A 14,885-nucleotide genomic window follows, 5' to 3' on the forward strand; every position below is an offset into this window, starting at 1 on the left:
ATTGCCTTCGGAAGTCTTCGTCTTCGCCAGGTAATCATTCTAGTCATATAAGAGTTGTAACTTCCTGTTACTTATCTATCTTATATAAACCAGCTTTTTTGGATGTTTTCTTTATAAAGTTTAAAAATAACCTTCGCTCGTTGCTGTGTGGGATAGCGTTGATTATTTCATCACTTTCAGAGTAATGTCTACGCCTGCGGGCAGATCCAGACGGCTCAGCGCGTCTGCTGTCTTGGGTGTAGGGCTAAGAATGTCAATCAGTCTCTTGTGAGTTCTCATTTCGAACTGTTCACGAGAGTCTTTGTATTTATGCACCGCTCTGATGATTGTTACAACTTCCTTCTTTGTGGGAAGAGGGATAGGGCCGCTGATCTGCGCACCTGTTTTCTTTGCTGTTTCAATGATCTGCGCTGCAGACTGGTCGATCAATTTGTGATCGTAAGCTTTGAGACTGATTCTGATTTTGGGATTAGCCATAAAAAAAGTCCCCTCCTTTTCGTACTTTTTGATTTCAGCACGACAAGTGGTGACTGCACACTCATCCGGGTGTATCCAGCAACGTCAGATACGCAAACTTACCCCATCGGTAAGTCAAACCCAAAATATTCAGTACAGTGACCTTGTCGCCCGGTTTCTTTGAACTGGACATCGCTCCTCGGAAAAACCCGTAAGCCCTTGATTCATCGGCTTCGGCAACCTTCCGTATCAACACTCTATGTCACAACAGCTATTATTATAAGGCATAAAGACAGGGATTGCAAGTGTTTTTTTGCATTTTTTCAGAATTTTTCTTTGATTTCCGATAAAAAAACAAGCCCTCTTTCCATCATTTTTTAAACAAATTGCACAATACTTTTTCTCGAAAATCAACCGAACTATCCTTCTGCAAAACAAATCCGCCTCCAAATATCTATCTGTCCTTCTGTCAAAAACATTTCCTTTCTCCGTTTCCGGATAAAAAAGGACTCTCCTTTCGGAGAGTCCTTAATAACCAATCGGTTTTTATTAGCTGTTTGCTTTTGCTGCTTTGTATTTTCTTACAGCGTCAGCCAGTTTAGGCAGGATCTGCTTCAGATCGCCAACGATACCCAGGTCAGCTACTTCGAAAATAGGAGCGGATTCGTTCTTGTTGATAGCGATGATCAGTTCAGAGTTTTCCATACCTGCAACGTGCTGGATAGCACCGGAAATACCGCATGCCATGTACAGGTCGGGACGTACTGTCTTACCTGTCTGACCAACCTGTCTGTCTTTTTCAATCCAGCCAGCGTCTACACATGCTCTGGAAGAACCAACTTCTGCGCCCAGTGCATCAGCCATATCTCTGATTACATCAAAGCCTTCTGCGGAACCAACACCACGACCACCGGAAACAATCAGTTTTGCTTCTGTCAGGTCAACGGATTTCTTGTCGGATTTAACAGCTTCAACGATTTCAACGTTCATGTCTGCTGCTGTGAAATCTACCTTGAATTCAACCAGTTCGCCTTTTCTTGTTTCGTCCTTTGCGATCATTTTCATAACGCCGGGACGTACAGTTGCCATCTGAGGTTTTGTTCTGGGGCACATCAGTGTTGCCATGATGTTACCACCGAATGCGGGACGAGTCATCAGCAGAGCTCTTTCGGGTGTTGCGTTACCCATTGCTGCTTCCTTGTCCAGTTCTTCCTGTGTCTTAGCCATTCTCAGACCTGTTGTATCTGCAACCAGACCTGTTTTTACACGAGATGCTACACGGGGAGCAACGTCACGACCGATGGAAGAAGCACCGAACAGCATGATTTCGGGATCAAATGCTTTGATAACTTCGCAAACAGCCTTTGTGTAAGGTTCTGTTACATAGTCCTTCAGCATGGGATCGTCAACCAGGACAACCTTGTCAGCACCATAGTGGAAGATTTTGTCAACTTCGCCTTTGATATCATGACCCAGCAGTACTGCTACTACGTCATCCTTCAGATCTTCTTTCAGTCTTGTAGCTTCACCAACAAGTTCCAGACCTACGTTCTGAACCTTGCCGTATCTCTGTTCCATTACTACAAAAATACCTTTGCTCATTGGGTTTGCCTCCTAAATCTATTTCAAAATCAGATAATGAATTTTTCTTCCAGCTTCTTCACGATTGCATCAACCGCTTCTTCGGGTGTCAAACCATTCAGAATGGTACCTGCGCCCTTCACTTCTTTTGTGAAGGATTTGAATACGTTTGTAGGGGAACCCTTCAGACCAATCATATCCAGTTCCAGGTCGTCCTTCAGGTCTTCAAAGCCCAGAACCTTGATTTCTTTCTGGTATGCATCGAAAACGCCGCCGATGGACATATATCTGGGTTCTGCCAGCTCAGCGATAGCTGTCAGCAGGCAGGGTGTTTTTACCTTTACGATGTGGTAACCATCTTCAAACTGTCTCTTTACAACAACATGATCTTCTGCTGCTTCTACAACTTCTTCTACATAGGAAACCTGAGCCAGGTGCAGCTTCTCAGCAATCTGGGGACCAACCTGAGCTGTGTCACCGTCGATAGCCTGACGACCTGTGATGATCAGATCATAGCCGATGTGCTTCAGCGCTGCTGCAATGATGCCGGATGTAGCATAAGTATCGGAACCACCGAATTCTCTTGCGGATACCAGGTAAGCATCATCACAACCCATAGCCAGTGCTTCTCTCAGTGCAACGTCTGCCTGAGGGGGGCCCATGGAAACAACTGTTACTGTGCCGCCCAGCTGTTCTTTGATTCTCAGTGCAGCTTCGATACCTGTCTTGTCGTCATGGTTGATGATAGAGGGTACACCGTCACGAATCAGTGTGCCTGTTTTGGGGTCAATCTTTACTTCAACTGTATCGGGAACCTGTTTGATACAAACTAAAATCTTCATGGATTTTTTTCTCCTTCCGTTCTCTTATGTCAAATTATTTCAGTTTCATCCAGCTGGAGATAACCATCTTCTGAACTTCAGATGTACCTTCGTAGATTTCTGTGATCTTCGCGTCACGCATCATTCTTTCTACGGGGTAGTCTCTTGTATAACCATAGCCACCGAACAGCTGCAGGCATCTTCTTGTGATATCGCTTGCTGTAGAGCCGGCAAAGTATTTGCACATTGCAGACAGATGGCTGTAAGGCTTGCCTGCATCCTTTGTTGCCGCTGCTTCATAAACCAGCAGCTTTGCAGCCTCTGCTTTTGTAGCCATATCTGCCAGCTCGAACTGTGTATTCTGGAACTGACCGATCTTCTTGCCGAACTGTCTTCTTTCCATTACATATTTCACACATTCATCGATTGCACCCTGCATGATACCCAGAGCCTGAGAAGCGATACCGATACGGCCGCCATCCAGTGTCTGCATTGCAATCTTGAAGCCCTGACCTTCTTTGCCCAGGATGTTTTCCTTGGGGATTCTGCAGTTTTCAAAAATCAGATCGCAGGTTGCAGAACCGCGAATACCCATTTTTCTTTCCTTCTTACCAACGGAGAAGCCGGGTGTGCCTTTTTCTACGATGAAAGCAGAAATGCCCTTATTGCCTTTAGATTTATCTGTCATAGCGATAACTACATAAATATCAGCGTAGCCTGCGTTTGTGATAAATACCTTTGTACCGTTCAGAACATATTCGTCACCATCCAGAACAGCTGTTGTCTGCTGCATGGAGGAGTCTGTACCTGCACTGGGCTCTGTCAGGCCGAATGCACCGATTTTTTCGCCCTTTGCCAGGGGTACCAGATATTTCTGTTTCTGTTCTTCTGTACCGAAGTAATAGATAGGACCTGCACACAGAGATGTGTGAGCGGAAACGATAACTGCTGTAGTCGCGCATACCTTACCCAGTTCTTCAACTGCCATTGCGTATGTCAGATAGTTGCCGCCTGCGCCGCCGTATTCCTTAGGGAAGGGAATGCCCATAAAACCGTATCTAGCAAGTTTGGGAATGCTTTCTACGGGGAATCTTTCTTCTTCGTCAAGTTCTTCTGCCAGAGGTTTGATTTCCGTTTCAGCGAATTTCTTGTACATTTCTCTCAGCAGTACCTGCTCCTTAGAATATCCGAATTCCATAAATTTGTTTCCTCCTTTAAACATTTGCTTGTGTCTTTAGACGCATCGTCTTTTGCTCTTGTGAGACAAGTCTCACGGTTTATATAGATGAAATCCTCGATTTTTTCGATTTTTTCACACTATCCTAGTATAATGTACTTTTTTCTGTTTTACCAGAGTGTTTTTTTAAAAAAACTAAACAATTTTCAGGGGGCTCTGCATATCAACAAAATTGACAATAAAGACCCCCCTGAATTCCCCTAATTATGCTCTTTTTTTGTTATATTCTTCTAATTCCAGAATTGCATCCTTAATCATAGCAGGTGTGATTTCGTAAGGAACCACATCCAGGTCATATCTCTGTACTGCCAGCTCCAGTACGGGATCCAACTCGTCAACCTCGATTTCCAGGTCAGCCAGCTTTGTAGGCAGCTCCATGCCTTTGTAGAAGTCGAAGAATCTTTCCAGCTTGTCATACTGCTTATCCAGTGTCAGCAGCAGCAGTGTGCCGTAGGAAACAACCTCACCGTGTTTGTGTCTTGCTTCAATCTGAGGCAGTGTTGTGCTTGCGTTGAAGAAAGCGTGTGCCAAGGATGTGTTGTATTTTGCAGAGTCAACCATGTTGGAAACCATACCTGTGTTGATGAAGATGTTCAGTGCAACCTCTTCGATTGCCTTGGATGCACGGTTGTTTCTGCAGTCCTCCATTGCCTGTACGCCATATTTCAGCAGAGGCTCTGTGCAGCATGCTGCCAGTGCAACGCCTGCCTGTTCCTCCAGTGTCAGCTCGTGCTCTCTGCCTCTTGCAGAGAATCTTACCTCTGTTTCCTTACTCATGCCATCGCCGATGCCTGCCCACAGGAATGCAGCGGGTGCTTCTGCGATAACCTTTGTAGAGATGAAGATATGTACGGGGGGTCTGTCCACGCGGAAGAAGGTGCGGAACTCGTGGTTGGGGTAGTAGTAAATTCCCAGCGCGGAGTTACAAGCGCATGTAGATGCAATAGTGGGGAATGTGAAGTAAGGCTTATTCATTCTGTGAGCCAGCAGCTTACCCGTATCAATGGCCTTGCCGCCGCCCAGACAGAAAATCATATCTGCATTTTTCACAATTTCATTCTGTTCCAGGTCTTCTACAGCCTCGAAGGATGCTTCACCGGGGAACAGGATATAATCAATCTTTACAATACCGTCCTGTGTTGCTTCATCCAGATATTTCTTTGTTGCGTTGATAGAAATTTCATCACTGATAACAACAGCCTTTGTACCATAGGGAGAGCATACCTTGTCGATTTCCTTGTAAGCATTTTCACCTGCGGAATAGCCGGGGAAAAATACAGTATTGTTTGCCATAATTACATTCCTCCTAAAAAATTTAAATTCTCAAAAACTTCCTCATTATTTTGAACAAAAACTTTTCATACCTGTCAAGCAGGCTCCTCTTTGTACACAGCGGAAATACATTCCGTTGTTATACAAATAAAGTATATGAAAAAACCCTTTATTTTTCAATCAATTTCGCAAACAACAAATCATCTTCGGAACAATGAACAAGAAAATATGCCTTTTTCTTCCTTTTTTTGCTGAAAATTTGTTCATTTTTGTTGCTAATTTCACAAAATTAAACCTTATGTTTAATTTTTTTAAATTACTTCTATACGAAGGATTCCCCTCTCTCTCCCACACTTTGCACAAATAAAAAATACCAATCCCACGAAAAGACTGGTATTTTTTTTATTGCATCCTGCAAAATGAGATTTTTCTGTCTCATTTTCCGATTAAATTCTGTCTGAAAACAGGCACATACATCAACCTTGCACCCCTTCTGACACTTTCCATCAGCGAAATGCTTCTCACAGAAACACGCATCGGCTCCACCCGAACACCCCTCTGCACGTCAGTAAAATTCCGCTGTGACTCCACCTCTCTGCCAAGGGTGATATGCGGGCTGAGTCCCTTTCTCTCCCTCGCAAAGCCCTGCTGCTCCAGAGATTTTTCCAGCGTGCTGAACAATCTTTGCAGATGATTGCTTCTTTCAATCCCTGCCCATAAAATCCCCTTGTTCCCTCTCGGAAAAAAGCCGATTTTATCTATCGTCATCGTGAAAGGACGATTGCGGCGTGCCGTTTCGTAAATTGCCTCATGCAGATAATCCAGATCCTCCTCCTGCACCTCTCCCAGAAAATGCAGCGTCAGATGAAAGTTCTCCTTCGGTGTATAATTCCCCCTGCGGCAAAGCTTCTCTGCTTCTGCCTGCACCTCTGCCAGCTGTGCTTTGGTTTCCTCCTCCAGTTCAATCGCAATAAATGTACGCAAGCGTATCCACCTCCTTTTCTCAAGAAAAGCTCTGCACAGCCTTATCTTGCAGGACTGCACAGAGCCTTTTCCTTCCTTAAAATACTATTATTTTACCAGTGCCAACGCCTTCTCTACTACGTTTTCTACCGTAAAGCCAAAGTCCTTGAACAATAAGCCTGCGGGTGCAGATGCACCGAAGCCGTTCATGCAGATGATGTCGCCATCCAAACCAATATATCTCTGCCAGCCGAAGTCAGCCGCCGCTTCCACAGCCAGTCTTGCGCGCACATTCTTGGGCAGTACGCTTTCCTTATACGCCGCATCCTGTGCTTCAAATACCTCCCAGCAGGGCATGGAGATGACTCTTGCCTTTACGCCCTTTGCCGCCAGCTCGTCTGCCGCCTTGTAAATCAGCTCCACCTCGGAACCGGATGCCATCAGCAGAACATCAGGTGTACCCGCGCAATCCTTCAGCACATACGCACCCTTCAGTGCGTCCTTGCCTGTGCCTTCCAGTGCAGGCAGATTCTGTCTGGAAAGAATCAGTGCGGTAGGTGTTGCTTTGCTGTGCAGTGCATTATACCAAGCCGCCGCGGTTTCTCTTGTATCACAGGGACGGAATACATTGTAATTGGGCAGGCTGCGCAGCATTGCCAGATGCTCAATGGGCTGATGAGTAGGGCCATCCTCGCCAACGCCGATGCTGTCATGTGTCAGAATACTGATTACGGGCAAGCCCATCAGTGCTTCCATTCTCAGCCCCGCCTTCATATAGTCTGCGAATACAAAGAAGCCTGCAATATAAGGTCTTACGCCCCCATGCACAGACATACCGTTTGCGATTGCTGTCATCGCAAATTCGCGGATACCGAAATGCACATTAGAGCCTGCGGGGTTTTCCTTGCTGTAATATTCTCTGTCCTTCATCTGAGATTTATTGGAGGGTGCGAGGTCAGCAGAGCCGCCAAACAAGTTCGGCACTACCTTTGCCACCTTCTGCAATACCTTCTCGGATGCCGCTCTGGTTGCAAGGTCGCCCTCGTTCTTCCAGAAGTCCTCGTCATTGAGCAAATCAGCCGCCAGCTCGTCGCTGTGCCACTGTGCATATTCCTTCGCCAGTTCGGGATATTTTTCTGCATACGCGCGGAACATTTCATTCCATTCTGCTTCCGCCTTTGCACCCTCTGCCGTGATTGCCGCAACGTGCGCCTTCACCTCTTCAGGAACAAAGAATTCCTTGTCGGCATAGGGCCAGCCCAGGTTTTCCTTTGTCAGCTTAATTTCTTCCTCGCCCAAAGGCTCGCCGTGCGCAGAAGCCTTGCCCTGCTTATTGGGTGCGCCGTAGCCGATTTTTGTTTCAATCTTGATGATGGAGGGCTTGTCGGATTTCTTCGCTGCCGCAATCGCTGCCTGAATTGCGTCAACATCATTGCCGTCCGCAACCTCCTGTGTGTCCCAGCCGTAAGCCTCAAAGCGCTTCAGCACATCCTCGGCAAATGCGGTTGCTGTATCGCCTTCAATCGTAATATGGTTGCTGTCATACAGTACGATAATCTTATTCAGACCCATTGTCCCTGCCAGAGAAGCCGCCTCGGAGGCAACGCCCTCCTGCAAGCAGCCATCACCGCAGAGTGCGTATGTGTAATGGTCTACCACCTTGAATTCGGGTGTGTTGAATTTTGCAGCCAGATGGCTTTCTGCCAGTGCCATACCAACCGCATTGGCAATGCCCTGTCCCAGAGGGCCTGTTGTCACCTCAACCCCTGTTGTATGCTTATATTCGGGGTGGCCGGGTGTCAGGGAATTTCTCTGACGGAAGTTTTTCAGATCCTCAATCGTCAGCCCATAGCCAAACACATGCAGCAGGGAATACAGCAGTGCAGAGCCGTGTCCTGCGGAAAGAATAAATCTGTCTCTGTCATCCCAGTTGGGGTTTGCAGGGTTTGCTTTCAGCTCCTTTGCCCACAGGGTATATGCCGCAGGTGCCGCACCAAGGGGCAGACCGGGGTGACCGCTTTTTGCCTTCTGGATAGCCTCTGCCGCCAGAAAACGCAGGGTATTGATTGTCAGGTTGTCCATATTATTCATTTGGTTTTCCTCCAAAAGCTTCAATTTTTCTTCGCCGTTTCAAAACTGTCTTATTTCTTGGGTACGGATTCCCAGTCCTTCAGAAATCTTTCGATACCGATATCTGTCAGAGGGTGCTTTGCCATCTGAATCAGCACGTTATAAGGGATGGTTGCGATATGGCAGCCTGCTCTTGCCGCATCGATTACATGCAGGGGGTTGCGGATGGATGCCGCGATAATTTCTGTTTCAATGCCGTGGATATCAAAAATATCAACGATTTCTTCGATCAGTGTCATCCCGACAGAGCCAATATCGTCTACTCTGCCCAGGAAGGGGCTAACATAGGTTGCGCCTGCTCTTGCCGCCATCAGTGCCTGTGTAGCGGAGAAAATCAGTGTCACGTTTGTCTTTACGCCCTCTGCCGCCAGAATCTTAACCGCCTTCAGGCCCTCCAGTGTCATAGGAATTTTGATAACGATATTCTTATGAATTTTCACCAGCTCTCTTGCTTCCTTTACCATGCCCTCGTGGTCAAGGCTGATCACCTCTGCGCTGATGGGACCGTCTACGATGGTTGTGATTTCCTTTACCACCTCAACGAAATCTCTGCCTTCCTTTGCAATCAGGGAAGGGTTTGTGGTAACGCCGCAGATTACGCCCAGATCGTTTGCCTCTCTGATGTGGTCAACATTGGCTGTGTCAATGAACATTTTCATGATGCTTGTCTCCTTTTTTATCTTATCTTTTTTATCAGTATCCATTTCATCCGGCACCCTGCCGAACGCACATAATATGCTGATTTTATTTTACGTCATGCACGCAATAAAATCAATGCTTTTCCGTTTTTCTGCCAAAGAAACAAAAAAAGCAGGAAACCTCCTGCTTGATTTTTTTGCAAAACGCGGAAGGGTTCGGGAAACGAAGCGTTTTCCCGACCGGAATCCGCAGGCGAAATTTACTTTCGCCGAGGAAAACCGTAGGTTTCAAGGCATTCGCCGCCGGAACCTACGGTTTATTCTTCTGTCTCAGCAAGTTGAAAACCCCGTTTTCAACTTAATTTTATTCTACCTTCAATCTGCCCTCCTGCACCGAATCAGCCGCCTCAATCGCCGACTCCGCCGTCTCTACATCGCCGTTTGTCACATGAGAGCGGTCTACCAAATAGGTATATTTCAAGCCGTTTTCATCCTCCGCCTTGAAGTAAACCTCAATGTACTGTCCTTCTTTCACTTTAAACGCCTTCTCAATCGTGTAGGTGTAGCGTGTAAAATCCGTATCGTCTATTTCTGCCTGCATCTTATGCTTCTGCACCCGTTTTCCGTCCACATAAATTTCAATCGCGGGATTTTTCAGCGTCAGGCTCTTGTCCTTCTGCATCATCCAGTCGCTCGGCTGCACCTCAACATTGATGTCTCCACCGACCGTTGCCTCTTTGCCGACAGCTACCCAGGAATAGCTGCCCAAAAACTCACCGCTGAAATAAGGATATACCGCACCCGCTACACTCGTTTCGCCCAAATCGAAGGGGTACTCCGTATCTCCTCTTTGCAGGATTGCCGTAACCGCCGCTGTTTCGCAAAAGGGAATTTCCTTTTCCGCCGTAAAGCTATGGTCTGCACCTGCCGCCGCATCAACGGCAATCTTTTCGCCGCCGTCGCAGGAAAGATAGAACTGCAAGGAGGTATCCCCCGTTTTCCATTCCTTCGGCATTACCGTCATGCGAAGGGTTACCTTCTTCGCCTTCAAATCTGCCGCTGCAATTTCCACACTGCTCTCCCGAAAGGGATTATCCGCCTCCCGCAATGCAGTCTCAATGCTGTTCGGGATGTTGCCAATGCGGCTCTCCACGCTTGAGATTCGGTTTGCTATGCTGTTTTCAAGCTGTGTATTCCCCCTGCGGATGAGTGCTCTTGTCTGCATCCCCTGCAAAAAAATCGCAATCAGCAGAATAATCACACAGCCGTAAAAATCCCTGCGTGTCACAGGATACTGCTTCTTTTTCTCCTGCTTTTCGTCCTGTCTTTCCTCCGGATGTTCAAGCTTTTTTTCTTCCATACGTGCCTCCTTTTTTTATTTCAGCCAGTTTTTCACAACTTCCTTGATTTCATTTTTCTCGCAGACGTTCTTATGCAGAATCGGTCTATGCGCCAAGCCCACAATGGGTGCAGGCACAGCCACACCGCTGATTCTCTCCAAATCCGCCTGCAATGCAAAGGCATCCCCATCCTTGTATTTCGCATCCAGTGCTGTCATTACGTCCTTTGTGAATTTATACGGGCTTGCGGTGGAAACAATCACCATCGGCTTATCGTCGCCGCTCTCCGCCTTATATTTCTGATATGCCGCATAGGCAACCGCCGTATGCGTATCCATCACATAGCCTGTTTTTTCGTAGAAATCCTTAATTGCCGCAAAGGTTTCCGCCTCTGTTGCATATTCGCCGCTGATTTTCTTTTCTGTTACCTCCGCATGATATACCCCTGTTTTATTCAGGCTTTCCATTTCCGCCTTTGTCGCGGCCTGTCCGCCCATGTGTGCCAGCAGACGCTCCAGATTGCTGGAAATCAAAATATCCATAGAGGGAGAAACCGTTACATGGAAGGCTCTGTTTTTGTTATATTCGCCTGTGCGGAAGAAATCGTACAGCACCTTATTGTCATTGGATGCACAAACGAAGTGTCCTACGGGCAGCCCCATCTGCATCGCATACCAGCCTGCAAGAATATCCCCGAAGTTCCCTGTCGGTACAGTGAAATTCAGCTCCTCGCCGTTTTTGATTTCGCCCATGCGTACCGCCTGCAAATATGCCCAGAAATAGTAAACAATCTGCGGCACCAGTCTGCCGATGTTGATGGAGTTCGCCGAAGAAAATTGGAATCCCTTCGCCGCCAGCTCCTGCTCCAGCTCCTTATCCGTAAAAATGCTCTTTACCGCAGACTGCGCATCATCAAAGTTCCCCTTAATGCCGACCACGCAGGTATTCGCGCCCTCCTGCGTATTCATCTGCAGCTTCTGCACGGGGCTGACCCCATCCTCCGGGAAGAATACCATAATTCTTGTACCCTCCACGTTCGCAAAGCCCTCCAGTGCCGCCTTGCCTGTGTCACCGCTTGTCGCAGTCAGAATCACAATCTCCTTATCCAGACCGTTCTTTTTCGCCGCAGTTTTCATCAGATAGGGCAGTATAGAAAGTGCCATATCCTTAAATGCCAGTGTTCTCCCGTGGAATAATTCCAAAAACAGTGCATCGCCCTTTTTCACCACAGGCACAATCTCAGGTGTATCGAATTTCTCATCATACGCCCCCCTGATGCACGCCTTCAGCTCCTCCTCCGTAAAGTCCAGAAATTTGCTCAACACCTCATACGCCAGCTCCCGATAGTCCAGCCTTCCCAGTTCCTCCAAGGATTTCTCCATTTTGGGAATCTCCTCCGGAATATACAGCCCCCCATCGGGACAAATCCCCCGCAGAATCGCCTCGGACGCTGTTGCCTTGATGCTTCTGTCTCTTGTACCGATATATGTCAATGCCATTTGTTCCACTCCTTCTTTTCTTTTATGTCTGCCTATGATAGTTCTATTTTACAGGCGATTCCGCATTTGTCAACAGGAATCAAACAAATGTCTGTCTATTGTACACATTTTTATTCCCATTTCCAGCTGACAGCGTATTTATTCTTCAAGCGTCCCTTCTGCCGTTTTGCCCAGCCAAGCGGAAACCCGTCCACGCAAACCAGTGTCCAGCCATCCTTGCCTTCCGCCTCAACCGTTTCCCCCTTCAAATATCGAATCACCCGTTCATCCTCCAGAGAAAAATCCGCCGTATGCTTCACTTCTTCCTTACGCAGTCCCATTGCAAATGCCTGCGAAGGCTCAAACCGCCCCTTTTTCAGCGTTCCAAGCATCCATCCCGTCCGCAGTACGCGCAGCTTTTCCAGCTTCGGTGTCCCTTCCGGCAGAAGATACAGCCCCTCGCCGTAAATTTTATAAATTCCCTTCGGCTTCTCCTGCAAAACCTCCTTTGCAAAGTCCCCAAAGGCATCCATTTCCTTTGTCCATCCGCCACTTTCCGCAGGAATCGCCTTGCCCTCTGCCGCCTCCTTCTTCCGCAGCAGTGCCAGAAAATGTCCCTCGCCCTTCAGCCTGTGCGGATAGAGTCTGGCGCAGTCCGTATACGGTGCAAGCCCTTCCGCAAAGCCGTTTTTCTTTGCAATCGGCATCAGCTCAAATTCGGGATGGCGTTCCAGAAAATTGCCAATGCTTTTTTCGTTTTCCTCCGGCGAAAAGGTACAGGTGGAATAAAGGAGCATCCCGCCTGCCTTGAGCATCGGTGCGCATGCCTCCAGAATCTTCGCCTGCTCACTGCGACAAAACGCAAGCATCTCCGCATCCCAGCTTTTCACCATATCCGGCTCCTTACGGAACATTCCCTCGCCGCTGCAAGGCGCATCCACCAGAATCTTATCAAAAAAATGCGGCAGCCGCTCCGCAATCCGCTCCGGCGTTTCGCTCATCACAATCGCATTGCGTATTCCCGCAAGCTCCACATTTTTCAGAAGCGTTTTCGCCCTGCCTGCGCTGATGTCATTCGCAACCAGAAGTCCCGTTCCGCCCAGTCTTGCGCCAAGCTGTGTGGTTTTTCCGCCCGGTGCGGCGCAAAGGTCAAGCACCCTGTCTCCTTCCCCAATCGGCAGCGTCGCCGCAGGGCTCATGGCGCTTGGCTCCTGCAAATAATACAGCCCTGCATGGTAATACGGATGCTTGGCAGGGCGTTCTGCCCCGTCATAATAAAATCCCGTTTCGCACCACGGCACAGGTCTAAGAGAAAATACTCCCCTCGCCGCCATTTCCTCTGCGGAAAGCTTCAGCGTGTTCACGCGCAGTCCGTAAAATCGCTCCTCGTCAAAAGAGGCGAGATATGCGTCATATTCCTCCCCCAGAAGTGCTTTCATTGTTTCGGTATATTTTAAAGGTAGCTTCATCGTTCTTCTCCTATCGTTTTTGTTTGATTTTATCATACCGAAGCCATGTCGGTTTTACAAGTAAAATTCATTTTTTCTCTTTACAAACCGCCTCGCTTCATACTAAGATAAGCAGTAAGAAACCCATGAAAGGAGTACAGCACTATGGGAAAAGATATCTGGAAACCGGGGACTGTCATTTATCCTGTCCCTGCCGTTATGGTCTCCTGCGGCACAATGGAGCAGAAAAATATCATCACCGTAGCATGGACAGGCACTGTCAACAGCGACCCTGCCATGACCTACGTTTCCATCCGTCCGAGCCGCCATTCCTACAATATCATCAAGGAAACGGGCGAATTTGTCATCAATCTGGTTACGGAAAGGCTAGCGTATGCCTGCGATTTCTGCGGCGTGCGCAGCGGCAGAGATTTGGATAAATTTGAAGCCATGCACCTCACCGCAAAGAAGGGCGAAAAGGTCAATGCACCCATCATTTATGAAAGCCCTGTAAATATCGAATGTAAGGTAAAGGAAATTATCCCCCTCGGCACGCATGATATGTTCCTCGCGGAGGTTGTTTCCGTGCAGGTCAGCGATGAATATTTAGATGAAACAGGCAAGTTCCATTTCGACCGTGCAAAGCCTATCTGCTACTCGCATGGCGCGTATTACGGTCTGGGCAGAAAAATCGGCACCTTCGGCTATTCCGTCCGCAAAAAAGAGGAAACCAAACCCGTCAAAAAACCCGAAAAAAAGCCTGCAAAGGGCAAAACGAAAAAATCATCCGTAAAGAAAAAATCAAAGAAAAAATAACAGCAAAAAGGTCTCTTGGATATTTCGTCCAAGAGACCTTTTATTTATGCCGTTTCCTTGATTTCTGTTTTTTCTGTTTCTTCTGCTTTATCGGCATTTTCTGCTTCAACTTCTTCCGCTTCCGCCGTTTCTTCTGCTTCCTTTTCGGCTTCTGCCCCCAGAACCGCCTCCACCAGCTGTTCTACATTGCCTTCCTCCAGAGCAGTCTCCTCCACATCGGGTGCATCCGTCTCCGCAATGCCTGCCTCGGCATCCTTTCTGTCCTGCTCCTTCTGCAAAATATTTCTGCCGACCATAAATAACAGCACTGCAATCACCGCAGGGGGAATTGCCGTCAATGCCATCCGCACCAGCCGTAGTTCCTCACTCCAGCGGAAGAACGGCAAAAATACGCCATAAATCATCGTATAAAGTGCCGCAAGCAGAATCAGCACGCCTGCCAGTGTTTTCTTTTCCTCAAAGCGCTTCAGCGGGTCGCTTTTCACAAACGCAACCACCGTATCCCAGCAATCCTGGTCCTCAAATTCGCGGATTTCCTCAGGCAGCTTTGCAACATGGAAGGTATCGAAAAAGCAGTAGCACCAGATGACGGGCAGCAAAAACGCAAGGAATTTCCATCCAATCGTCAGCGTCAGCCCCGTAACCGCCGTAAAAAGCGCCATCACCATTGTCCCCTTCTTCATCATGCCGAAGTACATATAGCCA

13 protein-coding genes are annotated in these 14,885 nt (G+C 47.7%); 1 reads left to right on the plus strand and 12 read right to left on the minus strand.

What is annotated here, in order from left to right; all coding sequences use genetic code 11:
• Positions 1 to 162 precede the first annotated feature (162 nt).
• The 11 genes from rpsJ to EJE48_RS02200 all read right to left on the minus strand — a co-directional run bounded on the left by rpsJ (position 163) and on the right by EJE48_RS02200 (position 13,385).
• Positions 163 to 477 (minus strand): 30S ribosomal protein S10, encoded by a 315-nt coding sequence (rpsJ, locus tag EJE48_RS02150; RefSeq protein ID WP_016407831.1) that lies wholly within the window; start codon positions 475 to 477, stop codon positions 163 to 165.
• Positions 478 to 1,005: 528 nt separating this feature from the next.
• Positions 1,006 to 2,058: an electron transfer flavoprotein subunit alpha/FixB family protein gene (locus EJE48_RS02155; protein ID WP_124984255.1), complete on the minus strand. Its 1,053-nt coding sequence runs from the start codon at positions 2,056 to 2,058 to the stop codon at positions 1,006 to 1,008.
• Positions 2,059 to 2,087: 29 nt separating this feature from the next.
• On the minus strand, positions 2,088 to 2,879 hold the full coding sequence (locus EJE48_RS02160) for an electron transfer flavoprotein subunit beta/FixA family protein (RefSeq protein ID WP_016406921.1): 792 nt from the start codon (positions 2,877 to 2,879) through the stop codon (positions 2,088 to 2,090).
• Positions 2,880 to 2,913: 34 nt separating this feature from the next.
• The gene (locus EJE48_RS02165; protein WP_016406922.1) at positions 2,914 to 4,056 is read right to left on the minus strand and encodes an acyl-CoA dehydrogenase; all 1,143 of its coding nucleotides are present in this window, start codon (positions 4,054 to 4,056) and stop codon (positions 2,914 to 2,916) included.
• A gap of 243 nt (positions 4,057 to 4,299) precedes the next feature.
• The gene (locus tag EJE48_RS02170) at positions 4,300 to 5,388 is read right to left on the minus strand and encodes an iron-containing alcohol dehydrogenase family protein (protein WP_118582955.1); all 1,089 of its coding nucleotides are present in this window, start codon (positions 5,386 to 5,388) and stop codon (positions 4,300 to 4,302) included.
• A 414-nt stretch (positions 5,389 to 5,802) separates the two neighbouring features.
• Entirely contained in the window at positions 5,803 to 6,351 is a 549-nt protein-coding gene (gene thpR / locus EJE48_RS02175) for an RNA 2',3'-cyclic phosphodiesterase (RefSeq protein WP_160117296.1), read from the minus strand.
• An 87-nt stretch (positions 6,352 to 6,438) separates the two neighbouring features.
• Positions 6,439 to 8,421 carry a transketolase gene (gene tkt, locus EJE48_RS02180; protein ID WP_118582961.1) on the minus strand — a complete coding sequence of 661 codons (1,983 nt, stop codon included), beginning with the start codon at positions 8,419 to 8,421 and terminating at the stop codon, positions 6,439 to 6,441.
• 50 nt (positions 8,422 to 8,471) lie between these two features.
• Positions 8,472 to 9,119, minus strand: coding sequence for a fructose-6-phosphate aldolase (gene fsa / locus EJE48_RS02185; RefSeq protein WP_016406926.1), 648 nt, complete (start codon positions 9,117 to 9,119; stop codon positions 8,472 to 8,474).
• A 343-nt stretch (positions 9,120 to 9,462) separates the two neighbouring features.
• Positions 9,463 to 10,458 carry a hypothetical protein gene (locus tag EJE48_RS02190; RefSeq protein ID WP_118582964.1) on the minus strand — a complete coding sequence of 332 codons (996 nt, stop codon included), beginning with the start codon at positions 10,456 to 10,458 and terminating at the stop codon, positions 9,463 to 9,465.
• 15 nt (positions 10,459 to 10,473) lie between these two features.
• Complete coding sequence (thrC, locus tag EJE48_RS02195) at positions 10,474 to 11,937, minus strand: threonine synthase (protein WP_118582967.1); 1,464 nt, start codon at positions 11,935 to 11,937, stop codon at positions 10,474 to 10,476.
• Positions 11,938 to 12,047: 110 nt separating this feature from the next.
• Positions 12,048 to 13,385 carry an RsmF rRNA methyltransferase first C-terminal domain-containing protein gene (locus EJE48_RS02200; protein WP_118582970.1) on the minus strand — a complete coding sequence of 446 codons (1,338 nt, stop codon included), beginning with the start codon at positions 13,383 to 13,385 and terminating at the stop codon, positions 12,048 to 12,050.
• A gap of 144 nt (positions 13,386 to 13,529) precedes the next feature.
• On the opposite strand from EJE48_RS02200, the gene EJE48_RS02205 reads away from it, so the two are divergent.
• Positions 13,530 to 14,180: a flavin reductase family protein gene (locus EJE48_RS02205; RefSeq protein ID WP_118582973.1), complete on the plus strand. Its 651-nt coding sequence runs from the start codon at positions 13,530 to 13,532 to the stop codon at positions 14,178 to 14,180.
• A gap of 44 nt (positions 14,181 to 14,224) precedes the next feature.
• On the opposite strand, the gene EJE48_RS02210 is transcribed toward EJE48_RS02205, so the two are convergent.
• Positions 14,225 to 14,878 (minus strand): hypothetical protein, encoded by a 654-nt coding sequence (locus EJE48_RS02210; protein WP_124984256.1) that lies wholly within the window; start codon positions 14,876 to 14,878, stop codon positions 14,225 to 14,227.
• Positions 14,879 to 14,885: the final 7 nt, after the last annotated feature.

The organism is Anaerotignum faecicola, from assembly GCF_003865035.1.
GTDB lineage: Bacteria > Bacillota > Clostridia > Lachnospirales > Anaerotignaceae > Anaerotignum_A > Anaerotignum_A faecicola.